This is a genomic window from Devosia riboflavina (genome assembly GCF_000743575.1).
Classification (GTDB): Bacteria; Pseudomonadota; Alphaproteobacteria; order Rhizobiales; family Devosiaceae; genus Devosia; species Devosia riboflavina.
Genome location: NZ_JQGC01000003.1, coordinates 163,862 through 181,155, shown reverse-complemented (window position 1 = coordinate 181,155; position 17,294 = coordinate 163,862). Strand labels below are relative to the sequence as shown.

General features: G+C 60.8%; 16 protein-coding genes, 1 tRNA gene and 1 pseudogene. 11 read left to right on the top strand and 7 right to left on the bottom strand.

From position 1 onward, the window contains the following. Positions 1–18: 18 nt before the first annotated feature. The 3 genes from JP75_RS04075 to JP75_RS04065 form a co-directional block, all read right to left on the bottom strand. A complete protein-coding gene (locus JP75_RS04075) occupies positions 19–867 on the bottom strand; it encodes a carbohydrate ABC transporter permease (protein WP_035079607.1) in 849 nt (282 codons plus the stop codon). Further along, positions 864–1,775 carry a carbohydrate ABC transporter permease gene (locus tag JP75_RS04070; RefSeq protein ID WP_035079604.1) on the bottom strand — a complete coding sequence of 304 codons (912 nt, stop codon included), beginning with the start codon at positions 1,773–1,775 and terminating at the stop codon, positions 864–866. The genes JP75_RS04075 and JP75_RS04070 overlap by 4 nt, the downstream gene beginning before the upstream one ends. 104 nt (positions 1,776–1,879) lie before the next feature. Next, complete coding sequence (locus tag JP75_RS04065; RefSeq protein WP_035079602.1) at positions 1,880–3,160, bottom strand: ABC transporter substrate-binding protein; 1,281 nt, start codon at positions 3,158–3,160, stop codon at positions 1,880–1,882. A 187-nt stretch (positions 3,161–3,347) separates the two neighbouring features. Here JP75_RS04065 and JP75_RS04060 point away from each other — a divergent pair, with 187 nt between their 5' ends. After that, positions 3,348–4,376: a LacI family DNA-binding transcriptional regulator gene (locus tag JP75_RS04060; protein WP_035079599.1), complete on the top strand. Its 1,029-nt coding sequence runs from the start codon at positions 3,348–3,350 to the stop codon at positions 4,374–4,376. An 11-nt stretch (positions 4,377–4,387) separates the two neighbouring features. On the opposite strand, the gene JP75_RS04055 is transcribed toward JP75_RS04060, so the two are convergent. Further along, complete coding sequence (locus JP75_RS04055) at positions 4,388–5,134, bottom strand: SDR family NAD(P)-dependent oxidoreductase (protein WP_035079596.1); 747 nt, start codon at positions 5,132–5,134, stop codon at positions 4,388–4,390. Between the two features lie 250 nt (positions 5,135–5,384). On the opposite strand from JP75_RS04055, the gene JP75_RS04050 reads away from it, so the two are divergent. From JP75_RS04050 to JP75_RS04025, 6 genes are all read left to right on the top strand, one after another. Continuing rightward, on the top strand, positions 5,385–6,068 hold the full coding sequence (locus JP75_RS04050) for a FadR/GntR family transcriptional regulator (protein WP_160194635.1): 684 nt from the start codon (positions 5,385–5,387) through the stop codon (positions 6,066–6,068). A 267-nt stretch (positions 6,069–6,335) separates the two neighbouring features. Then, positions 6,336–7,241, top strand: a complete 906-nt coding sequence (locus JP75_RS04045) for an SMP-30/gluconolactonase/LRE family protein (RefSeq protein ID WP_035079593.1) — start codon at positions 6,336–6,338, stop codon at positions 7,239–7,241. A gap of 316 nt (positions 7,242–7,557) precedes the next feature. Further along, entirely contained in the window at positions 7,558–8,700 is a 1,143-nt protein-coding gene (locus tag JP75_RS04040) for a substrate-binding domain-containing protein (protein WP_035079590.1), read from the top strand. A gap of 94 nt (positions 8,701–8,794) precedes the next feature. Next, positions 8,795–10,342 (top strand): sugar ABC transporter ATP-binding protein, encoded by a 1,548-nt coding sequence (locus JP75_RS04035; RefSeq protein WP_035079586.1) that lies wholly within the window; start codon positions 8,795–8,797, stop codon positions 10,340–10,342. Next, on the top strand, positions 10,339–11,430 hold the full coding sequence (locus JP75_RS04030) for an ABC transporter permease (protein ID WP_051960326.1): 1,092 nt from the start codon (positions 10,339–10,341) through the stop codon (positions 11,428–11,430). Before JP75_RS04035 ends, JP75_RS04030 begins: the two co-directional genes overlap by 4 nt. A 9-nt stretch (positions 11,431–11,439) precedes the next feature. Then, positions 11,440–12,405, top strand: a complete 966-nt coding sequence (locus JP75_RS04025; protein ID WP_035079583.1) for an ABC transporter permease — start codon at positions 11,440–11,442, stop codon at positions 12,403–12,405. Between the two features lie 427 nt (positions 12,406–12,832). Here JP75_RS04025 and JP75_RS04020 read toward each other — a convergent pair. Together JP75_RS04020 and JP75_RS04015 are read right to left on the bottom strand one after the other, a co-directional pair. Next, a pseudogene (locus tag JP75_RS04020) lies at positions 12,833–13,531 on the bottom strand (adenine nucleotide alpha hydrolase family protein); the annotation flags it as partial. Between the two features lie 172 nt (positions 13,532–13,703). Then, positions 13,704–13,793: transfer RNA gene (locus JP75_RS04015), tRNA-Ser, on the bottom strand. A gap of 225 nt (positions 13,794–14,018) precedes the next feature. Between JP75_RS04015 and JP75_RS04010 the strand changes: the two genes are divergently transcribed. From JP75_RS04010 to JP75_RS03995, 4 genes are read left to right on the top strand one after another with little or no spacing between them, the layout of a single operon-like run. After that, on the top strand, positions 14,019–14,342 hold the full coding sequence (locus JP75_RS04010) for a hypothetical protein (protein WP_152565723.1): 324 nt from the start codon (positions 14,019–14,021) through the stop codon (positions 14,340–14,342). Between the two features lie 52 nt (positions 14,343–14,394). Then, the gene (msrA, locus tag JP75_RS04005) at positions 14,395–15,051 is read left to right on the top strand and encodes a peptide-methionine (S)-S-oxide reductase MsrA (protein WP_035079577.1); all 657 of its coding nucleotides are present in this window, start codon (positions 14,395–14,397) and stop codon (positions 15,049–15,051) included. Between the two features lie 58 nt (positions 15,052–15,109). Beyond that, positions 15,110–15,490, top strand: a complete 381-nt coding sequence (locus JP75_RS04000; protein WP_051960324.1) for an MmcQ/YjbR family DNA-binding protein — start codon at positions 15,110–15,112, stop codon at positions 15,488–15,490. 35 nt (positions 15,491–15,525) lie between these two features. Further along, positions 15,526–15,903, top strand: coding sequence for a VOC family protein (locus JP75_RS03995; RefSeq protein WP_035079573.1), 378 nt, complete (start codon positions 15,526–15,528; stop codon positions 15,901–15,903). Positions 15,904–16,073: 170 nt separating this feature from the next. Here JP75_RS03995 and JP75_RS03990 read toward each other — a convergent pair whose 3' ends face one another. Then, on the bottom strand, positions 16,074–17,174 hold the full coding sequence (locus JP75_RS03990) for a Gfo/Idh/MocA family protein (RefSeq protein ID WP_035079570.1): 1,101 nt from the start codon (positions 17,172–17,174) through the stop codon (positions 16,074–16,076). Positions 17,175–17,294: the final 120 nt, after the last annotated feature.

Here is a 17,294-nt window from a genome sequence, read left to right as displayed (position 1 = left end):
GGGTCTGTCCTAAAAAATCTAGTTCTTGATGCCGGTCATCGTGATGCCTTCGATCACGAACTTCTGGGCGATGAGGAAAAGCAGGACGGCGGGCAGGATGGACATGCTCATGGCGGCCATGACGAGGCTCAGATTGCCCGAGCCGAGATAGCCACGCAGCACGTCCATGGCCACCGGCAGGGTCATGGATTGCTCGCGTCCGAGGAGCACCTTGGCCTGGAAATAATAGTTCCAGGTCTGGGTGAAGGTGATGATCCCAAGCGCCGAGAGGGCCGGCCGCAATTGCGGCAGCGAGATGCGCCAGAAAATCTTGAAGTAGCCCGCCCCATCCATCAGGGCGGCTTCCTCCAGCGCCTTGGGTTGGCTCACCATGAACTGGCGCATCAGGAACGCGCCAAAGCTCGAGGTCAGATACATGAGCGCGAGGCCAATGGGCTGGTTGATGAGCCCGGTGCGCGCATAGCCGAGATAAATCGGCAGGATGGTCACCTGCGCAGGAAACATCAGCCCCACGAGGAGGATGAAGAACAGCGTATCGCGCCCACGGAATTTCAGCCGCGCAAAGGCAAAAGCCGCGAGGCTACAGGTGACCAATTGCCCCACGGTCACGACGACAGCGATCAGCAGCGAATTGGCGTAGATCTGCAGGAACGGCACGCGCGAGGCGAGCACTGCGACATAGTTGGAAAAGTCGAGGTTCGGCGGCAGGAAGCTCGGCGGCAATTGATAGGCCTCCGAGACGGGCCGGAACGACATGGAAAAGAGCCAGAGGAAGGGCATGAGCATGCCCAGCGCCATGACGGCCGTGCAGGCGATGATGGCCCAATCGATCAAGCGGCGCGAAGCTTGGGTGTCGAGAACGTTCATTGCTGCACCCACTTCTTGGAGAGAACCTGCTGCACGGCGGTGATGGCGAGAATGATCAGCGTCATCACCACCGAAATCGCCGCGGCATAGCCGATCTGGAACGAGCCAAAGCCCTGCTCGACGATGAGAATGGAGAGCGAGCGCGTCGCATCGCCCGGCCCGCCTTGGGTCAGGATGACGATGGATTCATAGACCTGCAGTGCGCCGATCGAGGCATAGATCACGGCGAAGAAAACAACTGGCGAGATATAGGGCAGCGTGATGCGGAAGAACCGCCGCCAGGCTGGCGTGCCATCCATCGCCGCCGCTTCCATCAGCGGCTTGGGCACGCCCTGCAGCGCGGCAATGAAGATGATCATGAAGAAGCCGGTGTTCTTCCAGACGTCCATGATGATGATCGAGGTCATGGCCATGGAGCTGTCGGTCAGCCAGCGCACGCCGGGCAGGCCGAGGAGGCGCAGATAATAGTTGAGCACACCCAGGTCGTCGGCGAAAAAGTAGCTCCAGACGATGGCAGCAAAGGCGATAGCGATCATCACCGGCAGGAAGAATGCCAGACGAAAAAGGTAGAGCATCCAGCCCGGCATGGCCCGATTGAGCGCCAGGGCCAGCACCAGACCCACCCCGACATTGAAGGTCACGGCGAAGAAGGTGAAACGCAGCGTGTTCCAGAAAATCTGCAGCGAGCGCGGATCGGTAAAAAAGCGCGTGAAATTCTCGAAACCCACCCAGCGCGAGCCAAGCATGGGATCGTAGAACGAAAAGCTCAGCACGACGGTGAGCACGACCGGCACCAGCACGAAGGTGAAATAGAGCACCGTCGTCGGCAGCACGAAGAGATAGCCCGTTCGCGCCTGGGCCCGCTCGAGATCCGAGCGGCCGCGCCTCTCGAAGGTAGTTTGCGACATGACAAATCCTCGCCGGCCCGAGAGGGACCGCGCCGACACGCTGCTTCAGTTTTTGGGATCAGGAAAGAGGAGCCCGCCACGTCCCGCGGCGGGCTCGGTGAGGATCAGCCGCCCATCTGTTGCTTGAGGCGGGTGAAGCTTTCGGTCAGTTCGGCATCGGCGGCCTTGCAGCCATCGGCAATGCTTTCCTGGCCGGACATCATCGCCGTGTAGTGGCGGATGAATATCTTTTCCACTTCCTGGAAATTGGCCGGCGACGGTACCGGAACTGTGAAGGGCAACGTCTCGTAGTAGAGGAAGGCGCTCGGCGGGAAGGCAAGGAAAGCTTCGGTCGAGGCCGCCGACTTGCGGCCCGGCACACCACCACCACGCTCGCCCTGCTCGCGCTGGGTTTCTTCGCTGGTCAGTTCGAGCACCAGCGCCTTGGCGAGGTCGGCATTCGACGTATTGCCAGCGATGGCATAGGCACCAAAGCCGATGATCGTCGCTTCCTTTTCCTTCCTGGGTGGAACGGCAATGTCCATGTTGAGGCCATTGGCCTTGGCATTCTGAACGATCCACTGGCCGCGATTGATCATCGCCACCTGGCCGGCCATGAACTGGTTGTCCATCATCTCGGCGCCCGGAATGGGCGAGACGCCATCGACATGGATCAGGTCATAGAGAAACTGCAGCGTCTCGGCGACCTTGGGGTCGAGCATGTTCGACGCCGTCCAGTCGGCATTGAGAATGCCGGTGCCATTGGAGAAGAACCAGGGCTGCACGAAGAAGTTCTGGTTCGGCACTTCATAGCCGAACTGGGTGACCGTGCCCGAAGCATCGCGCACGGTCAGTGCCTTGGCCGTCTCGCGGAACTGCTCCCAGGTCCAGCCGCGCTCGGGGTAAGCAAGCCCAGCTTTGTCGAACAGATCACGATTGTAGTTGATCATGATATTGTTCCAACCGATGGGGATGTAGTTCAACACCCCCTTGTAGGAACCCTGTTCAAAAAGGCTCGGCGCAAAATCCGAGAAGCCGGTATTTTCGGCCACGAAATCATCGAGCGGCATGAACAGGTTGCGCGACGAGAACGCCTGGAACGTCTCGATAGCAGTGCCATAAATGTCGGCCGGGCTGCCCGAGGTGAACTGCCCCAGCACCTTGGTCACATAGTCGCCCCAGCCGGTGGAGATCGGATCGATCGACACTTCCACGGTCACATTGGGGTATTTGGCATTGAAACGGCCGATGGCGCTGTTGATGCCGGCCAGTTCGGCATCGCCGCCGAATGCCTGGACGCGCAAAGTGGCGGAAGCGTCGGACTGCGCAAAGGCGCGCGACATTCCCAAACCGGCCGCCAGGGCGACAGACGACAGCAGCACCTGACGGCGCGAAAAAGTGGTCATGGTTCCTCTCCTCCCAGAGCCCGGCGACTTCCTCTCGTTCGTCGGGCAGAACACGAAACGTTTCGTGTGATTGTTACAAAAAAATCGACAGACCCGCCTGTCGATCAATATTTGCCTACACGAAACGTTTCGTATAAAGCATGTTTCAAATCGGTGCGCAAGCCGGTTGCAGCGGAGGAAATGATCGATGCCGACCATCAAGGACGTTGCCCGGCATGCCGGCGTCGCCATCTCGACGGCCTCGGCAGCCATCAACCGCTCCGCCCCGGTCAGCGAAGAAATCATCGCCAAGGTGGAAGCCGCCGTGCGCGCGATCGGCTATGTGCCGCACGGCGCCGCGCAGAGCCTCCGCAGCGGCCAGTCCCGCCTCATCGGCCTCCTTGTTCCCAATGTCGCCAACCCGCACTTTTCGGCTATGGCGCGTGTCATCGAAAATGTCTGCCTCAGCGCTGGCTATCTCTCCGTGGTCTATTCCAGCGGGCAGGACGAGGACCGCGAAAACCAGATCCTGCGCATGATGCGCCAGCAGCGCGTCGCCGGCCTCATCATCGTGCCCACTCAGTCTCACGCCGATCACGGTCGCTACCTCGCCGAGCAAATCCACGTGCCCACCGTGCTCCTCGACATGCCGGTGGAGGGGCTTACCTACAACGCCGTCAAACTGGACAATGCCCGCGCCACGCGCATGGCCACCGACCACCTGCTCGATCTTGGTCACACCGACATCGTCGCGCTCGGCGGTCTCCCCGGCCTCCTCACGAGCACCGACCGCCTCCGCGGTTTCCGGGACGCCCTCGAAGCTCGTGGTCTGCCCTTTAGCGAGGCCAATGTCCTTGCGGGCGGCTACGATTTCGAGCCTGCTTATGCGAGCGTCAAGGCGGTGATGGAAAGGCCGAACCGGCCTAGCGGCGTCATCTCCTTTTCCAATCTCATGACCATGGGCGCGCTGCAGGCCTTCCGCGATCTGCGACTGTCCGTCCCGGGAGACGTCTCTCTTGTCGGAGTGGATGATCTCGATTTCGCCGACCTTCTCAATCCGGCGCCGACCGTCATTCGCGCACCGATAGCGGAAATGGCGCGCCGCTCGATCCAATTGCTGCTCGACGAAATCGAAAAGCGCGACCGGCCGAGCGGAAAGCTCGAAGTATTCCCACCCGAACTGGTCATTCGTGGCTCAACGTCCCGGCCTTCCACGAGCCCGCAAGATCGCGTCTAGCGACGCGCCGACTAGCCGGTCACCCGCATCGACATGCCGCCATCCACGGTGATGGATTCGCCGGTAATAAAATCGTTGGTGAGCATCGCCATGGCGGCCTCCGCGACGTCCTCGACCGTACCCTCGCGACCGAGCAGGATGCGGTTGGCGATATTATGCGCTTTCGCCTCTTCGCTCATGGCGTCATGGAAACGCGTTCTGATAATGCCGGGATTGATGACGTTGATGCGGATTTTCTCCCTCGCGTGGTCGAAAGCGAGCGCCTTTGCGAGCGGAATCAGCGCGCCCTTGACTGTCTGGTATGCCGGCGTGCCGGGGCAGCCGCGAATACCGGCGACCGATGAGACGAGCAGCACCGCACCGCCCTCCCGCTTCAGATAGGGATGGGCGGCGCGGAAAAGATGGAACACCGGATGCACATGGATGGCAAAGGCGTTCATCCAGGCCTCGGGCGTGAGGTCTGTCACCTTGCCCGGCGCGGGCCCTCCGGCCGCGTGGATGAGGATATCGATGCGACCGAAACGCTCGCCGGCATTCTCGACAAGCGCCGTTGCCTGTTTGGGGGCGGATACATCCCCCAGTTCCACTGCGACCCGCTCAGGACCGAATTTGGCGCTAAGAGCCATTGCCTCTTCGGTTTCGGCCCGGCCATTGAGAACGACACGGCCGCCCGCCGCGAGGATCGCCGCTCCGATCGCCAGGCCGATCCCGCGTGTGCCTCCGGTAATGACGGCCAGCTTGTCGGCGATGTCGTACATTTTTGGTCCCGTTCCAGTGAAAGATTGGCAAGTTAGTCGCGGCTCGCAGTCCTAACGCCCGCGAAAATTACAACATTAACTCATACAATATGCTATATGGAGTCAAGGGTCGCATTTCAGAGATGACGAAGCAGGCGTGATGCGCTAAACGATGATTGGTCTAACGGGCGGTGCCTGCCCTGGGAGTTTCGCGATACCCCCCTCCATTTCTTCCGTACTGTCGCAAGCTTCGTTGAAGCTGCACGCGCGCGTGGCTGATCAAATCGGCCTTGCCATCGTGCGCGGCGATTTCAAGCCCGGCGATGCACTTCCGCCGGAGGTGCAGCTTTGCGAAATGCTCGGTGTTTCCCGCACCGCCATGCGCGAGGCCGTGCGGGCGCTTGCCGCCAAGGGGTTGATCGATTCTCGCCCCAAGCGCGGTACATTGGTGCGCGGCGCCGAGCACTGGAATCACCTCGACCCAGACATATTGCGCTGGACTGTCGAGGTCACCGATACCGAGACATATCTCAAAAAGCTGTTCCAACTGCGCCGCGCAACGGAGCCTGAAGCTGCGGCACTCGCGGCCATAGCAGCGACCGAGGTCGACCAGGAGCGGATGACGAAAGCCTATCAGGCAATGGTCGATGCCGGGGCTGACAATGAAAAATGGGTCGAGGCCGACCTGGCGTTCCACAAGTCCATCTATCTTGCCACGCACAATGAATTCTTCTGGCCGATCGGACAGATGTTCGGTGTGGCCTTGCGTCAGATGTTTGCTTTTTTGGCTCAAGGCTCGCATCGTCCGCGTGCCGTGATCGAACATGGCGATTTGCTCCGCGCCATCATCGAGCGGAAGCCGGCCATGGCGCGGGCGGCGGCTCTGACTCTTTTGGGCAATGCCACGCATGACGTGGACAAGATAAGCCAAACGGATTTTTCCGGCGGCGTTTGACGGCTCCTTTCATCTCCGCCAATCGCTGCTTTGACCCGGCATAGCCGTTCGTTGACTCCTCAATAATTGCTATAGTATGAGAATAAAAGCTCGGTAAGGCACGGCTCAGGCGCCATTTGAGCGGAGGGGTAACGGTCGGATCACCGCGTCACGGCGGTGCTGCACGATTGTCGTGTTGCGCTTTGTCTTGGTGTGTGCGGGGGCAATCCTTTGGAAACATGTCAGCCGCCGTGCGCCCCGATCCGGATTCATCTGTGGGAGGAAAACATGGCGTGGCAGGACTATTACGAGTTGCTCGATCCGAGGTTTGCGCGACTCTACAACTCCAACGCACAGGTCGAACGTTTGTGGACGGGCTGTCGCTGGGCGGAAGGTCCTGCCTGGTTTGCCGCGGGGCGTTACCTGATCTGGTCGGACATTCCCAATAACCGCATGCTGCGCTACGACGAGACCGACGGGCACGTCTCGGTCTTCCGGCAGCCTGCCGGAAATTCCAACGGCAATACGGTCGATCGCCTTGGGCGCCTGGTCTCAGCCGAGCATGGCGGCCGGCGCATTTCCCGCACTGAGTTTGATGGCAAAATCGTTACCATCACTGATCGCTGGCAGGGCAAGCGCCTCAATTCACCCAATGATGTGGTCGTCAAATCCGATGGCTCGATCTGGTTTACCGACCCAGCCTACGGCATTGAAACCGACTACGAAGGCGACAAGGCGGAAAGCGAGATCGGCGCGTGCCACGTTTATCGGGTCGATCCGGATACCGGCGAGGTTGCTGCCGTCATCACCGACATGATCCGGCCCAATGGCTTGGCCTTCTCGCTGGACGAGTCGCAGCTCTATGTCGCCGATACCGGCCGCACGCATGGCAAGGACAATCCGGCGCATATCCGGGTCTTCGATGTTGATGGCGCGCACGTCGGGGCTAGCAAGGTCTTTGCAGACAGCACGGTCGGTCTCTTCGATGGCTTCCGGCTGGACACGGCAGGCCGTATTTGGACCAGCGCGGGTGATGGCGTGCATTGCCATCATCCGGACGGCACTCTCATCGGCAAGATCAAGGTTCCCGAAGTCGTCTCGAATGTCACCTTCGGTGGGGCCAAGCGAAACGTGCTCTATATTTGTGGGACAACATCGCTTTATGCCGTGCGGCTGATGGTGAACGGCGCCTGATTGGGCGCTCCAGGGCAAGGGGCGCGCTTCCCAGTAGATTCAGTGCAGCCATCTCTGACACAAGAAGCCGCGCAAATTGCACATTTTGGATATCGTATGATCCAAAAGTGACATAGCCGCGTGTTTATGGCACTTGACCGCCTGCATTGATGTAATATTGTACGAGAAATAGGTGGACTGGCATTGCCTGATAACCACCAGGGAGAGATGGCGCCTCCGGGTGCCAATAGGGTTCGCAGCGACCATCGGGCTGCGATGACGCTGCGCGCGCCAAGAGCCGGGCAGTGTGACGTTGTTTCGTTTTGGGAGGGAACCAATGAGACTGCAAAGCTATGCACTCGCTGCCGCCCTGGCGGGCGTGCTTTCGAGCACCAGTATGACATGGGCAGGCCCGGAGATTGTTGCCGGGCCGGGCGTCGACCCGGCCTGTTTCGCGCCGTGGAGCGCCGAAACCAAGTATTTCCAGTGGCCCGCCAAGCCGGGGCCATACAAGATCGCCGTGGTCAACGGCTTCGTGGGCAATACCTGGCGCATCCAGATGATCCAGACCGCGAAAGCCTATGCGGCCTTGCCCGAAATCGCCTCGAAGATCAGCGAGTTCAAGGTCGTCTCGACAGGCAATGACGCTCCGGCCCAGCTCGGCGCCATCGAAGACTTCATCAATCAGGGTTTTGACGGCATCATCATCAATGCCGTGACCACCGACGGCTTCGACCGCGTCATTCGCCTCGCCGACCGCGAGAATGTGGTCCTCGTTGCCTTCGACAATACGCTCGACACCGACGAGTTGCTGCAGGTCAATCAGAACCAGTATGACCAGGGTGTCGCCTATGCCCAATGGGTCATCGATCAACTGGCCGCCGAGGGCAAGACCTCCGGAAAGCTACTAGAAGTCCGTGGCGTTTCGGGCAATGCCGTCGATCGCGACCGTTCGCTCGGCGTCCATGAAACGCTGGCCAAGACTCCCGGCCCGTGGGAAGTGGTGACCGTCAACGGTGGCTGGGACGATGGTGTAGCGCAGAAGGTTGTGGCGGACGCGCTCGCCGTACACGGCAATACCTTTGATGGCGTGATGGTTCAGGGCGGAACCACCGGCGCTGTTCAGGCCCTGATGGCCGCTGGCCACCCCTTCGTGCCGGTGGGCGGGGAGGCCGAGAATGGCTATCGCAAGCTGGTTGCGGCGCATTCTTCCGAAGGCCTCAAGGGCCTGTCGGTCGGCAATACGCCGGGCATGGTCGCCATCGGCATCAAGGCGGCCATTGCGGCGCTTGAAGGCAATGTCTTGCCCCAGTTCACCTCGATTCCGCTGCCGAAAGCGGACTATACTGAACTGGTCGACGGCGAGAACTATTGGAGCGATCTGCCGGACAACTTCTTCACGGTCAATGAATTCCCGCCCTGCGGCGTGAACATCACCGGGCCGCAGATCATGGCCCAGGACGAAACTGACGTGAAGTAGCAGGTGGACGGCGGCAGCGGCCGGGCCGGTTGCCGCCTTCTCACTCTTTTGGCGTGGGCCTTTGTCCACGCGCGGTTCGGGGAGAGGGGCCGGCATGGCGCTTGAGCAGCAGACGCCGCCATTCGTCGAGTTACGCGGTGTATCGAAGTTCTATTCGGGCGTTCGCGCGCTCGAAGGTGTCGATCTGAGCTGCCGGCAAGGGTCTATCCACGCCATTCTGGGCGAGAATGGTGCCGGCAAGTCGACCCTGATCAAGATCATGTCGGGCGTCGTGCGTCCGGATACAGGCACGGTCAGTGTCGCTGGCGTACAGCACCAGTTCAACAAGCCCGCCGATGCCGTGCGGACCGGCATCGTCTCGGTCTATCAAGAACTCTCGCTCATCCCCGACCTGACGGTGGCGGAGAACATCTCCATTTCCGATCCGCCACGCCGTTTCGGCCTCATCGACAGCCGCGCCCAGACAAGGCGTGCCGAAGCGCTCTTGGCGCGCATCCATTGCGAAGATGTCGATCCACGTGCCGTGGTGCGCGACCTGTCGCTGTCGCGGCGCCAGATGGTCGAGATCGCCAAGGCCATCGGCAAGGCGCCGGAACTGCTCATTCTCGACGAAGCCACGTCTGCCCTTACCAGCAGAGACGTCGAAACCATCTATCGCGTGCTCGACCAGCTTCGGCAGGATGGGGTGGGCATGCTCTTCATCTCGCACCGCATGCACGAGGTCGAAGCGCTGTGCGACACGCTTTCGGTGTTTCGCAATGGCCGCCATATCGAAACCTTTGCCAAGGGCGCCCATGGCCAGGACGAGATCGTCAAGCTGATGATCGGCCGCGACATCGTCCATCAGTTTCCGCCCCCGCCGGTGCCGCAGGAGCGCAAGCCGCATCTGGTGGTTGAGGGGCTCCGATGGGAGGATCGCCTGCACGGCGTCTCGTTGACCGTTGGTAAGGGCGAAATCGTCGGCCTGGGCGGTCTCGATGGCCAGGGCCAGAAGGAATTTTTGCTTGCCCTCTTCGGTGTGTTGCGCGGCGTCAGTGGCACCGTCTCCATCGAAGGCAGGGCGGCCTCGCCGTCGAGCCCGGCAGATGCCAAGGGCGGCGCAAACCGTATCGCGCTCGTGCCCGAGGATCGCAAGACCGAGGGGCTCATGCTGCCCATGTCGGTAGCCGACAACCTCTTAAGCGCCGCCTATGACAAGGTGCTGCGCGGCCCCTTCATCGACCCCGAAAAATCGCGCCGGGCTGTGGCCGACGCCATTGCCAAATTGCAGATCAAGGTCGCCAGACCGGACGACGCTGTTGCGACGCTCTCGGGCGGCAATCAGCAGAAGGTCGTGATCGCCAAGTGGTTGATGACCGATCCCGGCCTCGTCCTTCTCAACGATCCCACCCGCGGCATCGATGTGGGCACCAAGCAGGAAATCTACCAGTTGATGCGAAATCTGGCCGATCAGGGTACGGCGATCCTCTTCTATTCGACCGACTATGCCGAGCTTATCGGTCTCTGCGACCGGGTTCTCGTCATGTATGACGGGCGCATCGTGACCGAGCTTGCCGGCGACGAGGCGACCGAAGAGCGCCTCGTCGCCGCCGCGCTCAATATCAGGTCGACCGATACGCCGAGAGAAGGCGCACGCCAATGAGCGCGATTACCCAAGGTTCGTCCGTCTCGGAAGCCACGGCGCCGCGCAGCTCTGCCATTCTGATATCGATCAAGCAGAACCGCGGCTTCTATGGCGCCATTGTGCTGCTTGTTCTGCTTTATCTTGTCTACAACCTCCTCCATCCGCGCGGCTTCACCGCCAATGTGCTGATCGCCAATGCGAACGAGTCGGCGGTGCTGTGCTTTGTCGCCATCGCCCAGGCATTGGCAGTCGTAACCGGGGGACTCGATCTATCGGTAGGCGCGGTCATGACCCTGACGAACACCATCGCCAGTTGGCTGGTGCGCGGCGAACCCTGGCAGATTATCCTTGGTTGCCTGGTGACGCTCGCTTCTGGCACCGCCTTTGGCTTCGTCAATGGGCTGATCATCGTTTATGGCCGGCTACAACCGATCATCGCCACGCTCGCCTCGGGTGCGGTGGCCATGGGGCTGGCCCTGCTGCTGCGGCCCACGCCCGGCGGCGACGTCGATGGCGATCTCGGTTGGGCCGCCACGAATTCCCTGCGCGACCTCTTCGAGACCTATGGCCTTTTTGACGACGGTGAGGCCCCCTGGTTGCAACCTATCGCCTGGTTTCCGGTGCCGCTGCTCATTATCATCGTGGTGGTGGGCATGGTCTGGATCCCGCTTCGTCGTACCGTCACGGGCCGCACCCTCTACGCCATCGGTTCGTCGGAAGGCGCCGCCTATATGTCGGGCCTGCCGATAGACCGGGCCCGGCTCTTGGCGTTCACGCTTGCCGGCTTCTTTGCCGGCTGCGGCGGGCTTTACCTCGCCATTCAGACTGGCGTCGGTAATGCCGACATTTCGCAGGCAGGGGTCTATACGCTTAATTCCATCGCCGCCGTGGTGCTCGGCGGCATCTCGCTCCTTGGCGGTATCGGCAGTGCCGTCGGAGCGATCTTCGGCGCGATGATCCTGCGCGTCATCTCCTTCTATTTTCGGGTCCTGTCGATCGATCCGTTGATGCAGACGCTGGTGGAAGGCGTCGTGCTGCTCGCGGCGGTAAGTCTCGGCACCCTGCGCATTCTGCGCGTTAAAAACCGCCTCGAACTCTTCCGCTAGGAGATCGCCATGGCCAATACGGTCTCGCTACCGAAGGTTCGCCCCGACGACGTGCCCGTGGTCATATCGGCCGGGTTCGTCGTGGTCATCCTGGTGCTCGGGACCATCTATACGCTGGCCACCATCGGTACGGCGCCGCTGCTCACGCCGAACTATCTCCTTACTCAGCTTCAGACCGGCTCCTTCCTCGGCATCGTGGCGGCAGGCATGATGGTGGTGATCCTGCTCGGTCACATTGACCTTTCCGTACCCTGGACGATGACAGCCGCCGCCATGATGGCGACCTATGTGGGCGGCGATCTCGCTATCCCTACCGGCCTTGCCGTCGGTCTTGCGGTCGGATTGTTTAACGGCTTCGGCGTCGCCTATATGCGCATCCCCTCGATGATTTTCACACTGGGCGTAGATGCGGTCATGCGCGGCCTCATGGTGATGCTCACCGGCGGCTTTTCCCCCCGCACTGAATCGACACCCCTGATGAAATGGCTCGCTGCCGACAAAATCCTGGGCATTCCCGTCGCGGTCTTCGTCTGGGCCGGCGTCGCACTGGTGGTTGCGACGATCCTGGGCCGAACCGCCTTCGGCAAAATGGTCTATGCCACCGGCAACAGCGAATCCGCGACCTATCTCTCCGGCGTCAGAACGCGCCGCGTCGTCGTCGGGGCTTTCGTCATTTCGGGCCTTTGCGCCGCCGTGGCCGGCATGCTTCTGGCGGGTTATTCCAACAAGGCCTTCCAGGGCATGGGGACGCCCTATCTCCTGCCGGCCATTGCCGCCGTGGTTCTAGGCGGTACCCATATCCTGGGCGGGCGCGGCCGCTTTATAGGCACATTGGTCGGGGTAATCCTGATCGTGCTCCTGAACTCAGTCGTATCGATCATGCAGATGCCGGATGCTGCCCGGCAGGTGATCTATGGTCTCGTGATCATCGTGATGCTGCTCGTCTACGGCCGCACGGCTCGCGTTACGAGTTGACAGGAAAGCGCCAACGCAAGCCACGCAGCGAGATTTATTGCAAAAGTTTCAATAGCTTGAAAATTGTGGAGAGAGAGGGACTCTCCGGGAGTCTGGAAGCGCGAGGCTTTCATCGGTTTAGGCTCAAAAAGCAATGTGTATCATGCACATTTCGATTTCAAGGAGCCGTTATTGGGAATGTTCTCATCGCTACCAAGAGTCAAAAATGGGGTGAAAACCGGACGGTCTGCAATTTGGGTAGGTCGTACACGAAGCAGACTTCAGGGCATGCCGGCTATGATGAGGGCAATCCGGTAAAGCCGAGCGTGTGTTGGCCCCGGCAATGTGGCCGCTCTGGAGCGACCACATATACGCTTAGTCGAAGCCCACTTTCATCCATCACGTCTCACAGCATTGCCGGCTGTTTGGCGCGACGAATAAAGCTGCCTCACTCCTTGCCGCTCTCCAAACGGAACATATCCTCGCCCTCGCCAATCGCGATCAGGCCTGTTTTCGAGTAGAGGTCCAGTTTGGCGCGTGTATCCGCAATGTCGAGATTGCGCATCGTCAGTTGCCCGATACGATCCGCCGGTGTGAACGGAGCGTCCTCGACCTTTTCCATGCTTAGCCGCTCAGGCGCATAGGTCAGGTTCGGACTTTCGGTTTTCATGATCGAATAGTCGTTGCCGCGGCGCAGCTCCAAGGTCACTTCACCGGTGATGGCGCTTGCCACCCAGCGCTGCGCAGTTTCGCGCAGCATGAGGGCCTGCGAGTCGAACCAGCGGCCCTGGTAGAGCAGGCGTCCGAGGCGCAGGCCGTTAATGCGGTACTGCTCGATGGTGTCTTCGTTGTGGATACCGGTTACCAGCCGCTCGTAGGCGATGTGCAGCAGCGCCATGCCGGGGGCTTCGTAGATGCCGCGGCTCTTGGCCTCGATGATGCGGTTTTCGATCTGGTCGCTCATGCCGAGGCCGTGGCGGCCGCCGATGGCATTGGCTTCGAGGAACAGTGCGACGGGATCGGCAAAGGTCTGGCCGTTGAGCGCAACCGGCTGGCCCTCGACGAAACGGACCACGACCTTCTCGGCCTTCACATCCACATCATCGCGCCAGAAGGCGGCGCCCATGATGGGGCTGACGATCATAATAGATGGAACCGACCTTTTCGACATAGCTGGCCTTGGCTGCCAATGCTCTTCTCCGAACACGCGTGGAAGCGCCGGAGGGGCCTGCTAGGACGACACATGCATCAGGCATGTGTATGAGTCCCGAAGATTCTCCGGGAGTCTAAATCATTGAAAACACTGGCATTAGAGAAACTGGCGGAGAGAGAGGGATTCGAACCCTCGAGACGGTTCCCCGCCTACACACTTTCCAGGCGTGCGCCTTCGACCACTCGGCCATCTCTCCGCATCGCCTTGGCAACCCTGGAACCAGGTTGTGCACGGCCTTGTTATGCCGTTGCGAGCGTGGCGCAATATACTGATGAACGTTTCGGGCGCAAGCGGGAGTTTTGCCCTCTCCCGTATGTTTTTCACGATCGCGCTGATCTCTTGTGAAACGGTCCCGGCGCGTGGCAGAAGGGGCGGGTGCAGGGGCGCAGCGGTCGGCGCCCAGAAGCACGGGACGGGGTGAATGCGGATAGCCTTGCGAATTGTCGGCACCTGGCTGATCGGCCTGGCGCTGGTCTTGCTTGTCATCGATGGCACGAAATCGCTGGCGGCCAATGCTGCCGTGATGACGTCGCTGGGCGATATATGGCTGCAAATTCACGCGCAAAGCCTTGATAGTGTTAGAGAGTTTTTCCATAGCCGGTTCTTTGCCAACCTGCTTGACCGGGTCTTTGATGCGCTTCTGACCTATCCGGCTTTTGCCGTGATCGGGGTACCGGGGATCGTTCTGGCGCTTTTGGGACGAAAGCCGCGGCGCGAACGGTTTTTGCGAACCGACGATATCTGATCTAAAAATTCGGGGCGACAATCCCCATATTACGCGGCGAAAGGAGAAACAGATGTTCTTCCGCACCAAGCCGACTACCATCCCGACTGAGGCCGAGGCGCTGCCCGGCCGCGACATGGAAATGCCTGTCGCTTCTCAACATTTTGTCAATGACGCGCCGCTCAAGGGACCCTATCCCGAGGGCGCCGAGACCATCTATTTCGGGCTCGGCTGCTTCTGGGGCGCCGAGCGCCTGTTCTGGAAACTGCCCGGGGTTTTCGTGACTGCCGTTGGTTACCAGGGTGGGCACACGCCGAACGCTTCTTATGAAGAGGTCTGTTCGGGCCGTACGGGCCATACCGAGAGCGTCAAGGTGGTCTATGATCCCAAGACTATCTCTTTGGAAACGCTGCTGAAAACTTTCTGGGAAGAGCACGATCCGACCCAGGGCATGCGCCAGGGCAATGACGTGGGCACCCAGTATCGCTCGGCCATCTATACGACGACGCCGGACCAGGCCGAGATCGTTGCCGCGAGCAAGGCCATGTATGAAAAAGCCTTGCGCGAGAAGGGCTTGGGCGCGATCACAACCGAGATTGCTCCGGCGGGTCCCTTCTATTATGCCGAGACCTATCACCAGCAATATCTGGCCAAGAACCCCAATGGCTATTGCGGGCTCAACGGGACGGGCGTGAGCTGTCCCATCGGGCTCGGGGTTGCCGCCGAGTAGTCAAATCATTGTGCGGCGCGTCATCGACGCGCCGCTTTTCGTTAGCAGACTGTTAGCATTGAGCCTCACCTATCCCCCCATCATGCGACGCGAGGGCTTTGAGACCTTCGTTTCAGCGCTTCCGGCGGTGACGCTGGTGCGCCAATGGCGCGACGACTCGGTCGCCAAGGTGGGCGGCAAGATTTTTGCGCTGCTCGATCGCGATCCCGGCGAGGTCTGGTGCAAGGTCTCGGACATGTCCTTTGACCTTCTTACGGAACTGCCCGGCATTCGCCCCGCGCCCTATTTTGCGCGTGCGGGTTGGGTGGCGATTTCGGTCGATGCGCCGCTCGGGGCGGAGGACGTGGAGGCCTATGTGGTCGAAGCCCATCGGCTGGTCGCGGCGAAACTGAGCAAGAAGCTTCGCCAGCAATTGGGACTCGACCTTTCTCCGCTCTAGGCGCCAATTGGATTGGGCGAGAACGGGAGGAGAAAATGGCAGATGATGGACTCTTGCAGGCCGTGGGGCAGGTCTCGCGCCAAGTGCGCGATATCGAAGCATCGACGGCCTGGTATCGCGATGTGCTGGGGCTGAAACATCTCTATCAGTTCGGCGCTCTGAGCTTTTTCGACTGCGGTGGGATGCGGCTCTATCTGCAGGAAAGTGCTGAGGCGGGGCCTGAATCGGTGCTCTATTTTCGCGTCGTGGATATCCACGCGGCCCATGAGGTGCTCGCGGCGCGCGGGGTCGAGTTCATGCAGGTGCCGCATCTTATCCATCGCCATGAAGACGGGATGGAAGAATGGATGGGATTTTTTGGGGATCTCGAGGGGCGGCCGCTGGCGCTGATGGCGCAGAAGCGGGGCGCGTGAGGTTTCGCTTTGCTGAACCCCTATTCGCCGGGCTGCCCTCGGGCTTGACCCGAGGGTCGCTATGAGAGCCAGTGAGCTTGGAGAGTGGCCCTCGGGTCAAGCCCGAGGGCAGCGCGGAGTTTTGGAAAGCTCCGGATCAAGCTACGATCCGGCGATGGCCTTGGGCTAAGTTAGCGTCCCAACTTGCCATCCACCAGCGACGTGCCGAGCGGGGCAGGGCGCGTTACCGGGGTGGTGATTTCCACAGCCTGGCCGGTGCGCGAGGAGGTCTCAAAAGCTTCCATGACTTCGAGGACGTGCAGCGCCAGGTCGCCGTTGCAGCGGTGCGGGCGATTTTCGACAATGGCATGGGCCATGTCGGCAAGGCCGATGGAGCGGTAATTGCCGTCGGCATAGGGCTGGTCGGTGTCGACATTGGTCCACTCGCCGCCCTTTTTGAAGATTTCGACCTGGCCGCCGAAATGGTTGGGATCGGGAACGATCAGCGTCGCGTCCGTGCCGTAGATTTCGAGCGGCACATGCTTGTGGCCGGCCACGTCAAAGCTCATGGAAATCTGCACCACGGCGCCATTGGCAAAGACCAGGGTGCCGGACACATGGGTTGCCACATGCACCGGGATCACCTCGCCATTGCGCTCCTTGGCGGTAATGGTGCGCGTGTCGCGCAGCATGGTGCCGAAGCCGGAAACCTTGGCGACCGGGCCCAGGAGGTTGACGAGGTCGGTGATGTAATAGGGGCCCATATCGAGCATGGGGCCGCCGCCGGCTTCATAATAGAAGGCAGGATTGGGGTGCCAGCGCTCGTGGCCGGGGCACATGAAGTAGGCGGTGCCGCCGACGGCCTGGCCGAGCTGGCCTTCGTCGACAATGCGGCGGGCGGTCTGGTGCGAACCGCCGAGGAAGGTGTCGGGGGCCGAGCCGACGCGCAGGTTTTTTGCCCGCGCCGCCTCGATCAGCTTCTTGCCTTCGGCAAAGACGACGCCGAGCGGCTTTTCCGAATAGACATGCTTGCCGGCGGCAATGGCACGCAGGCCCACGTCGACATGGGCCTTCGGGATGGTCAGGTTGAGGATGATCTCGATTTCGGGATCGGCAAAGATCTCGTCCATGCTGACGGCCTTGACGCCGAACTCGGCGGCGCGCGCTGCCGCGGCGGCCGGATTGAGATCGGCGACCGCCTTGATGTCGAGAACCGGAAAACCCTGGGCGGCCTTGAGATAGGCTGCCGAAATATTGCCCAAACCAACGATGCCGATGCCAACCTTGCGCATCTTCTTTCCTCCTGCCGCGGGAAAAGCGCCGCAGCCAAATGCCTGCCGCCTTGTATGGCAGCGTCCTCAACTCGCTTCTGACATGTCAGCTTGGGGCAAGACAACGGCTAAGAGGGATTG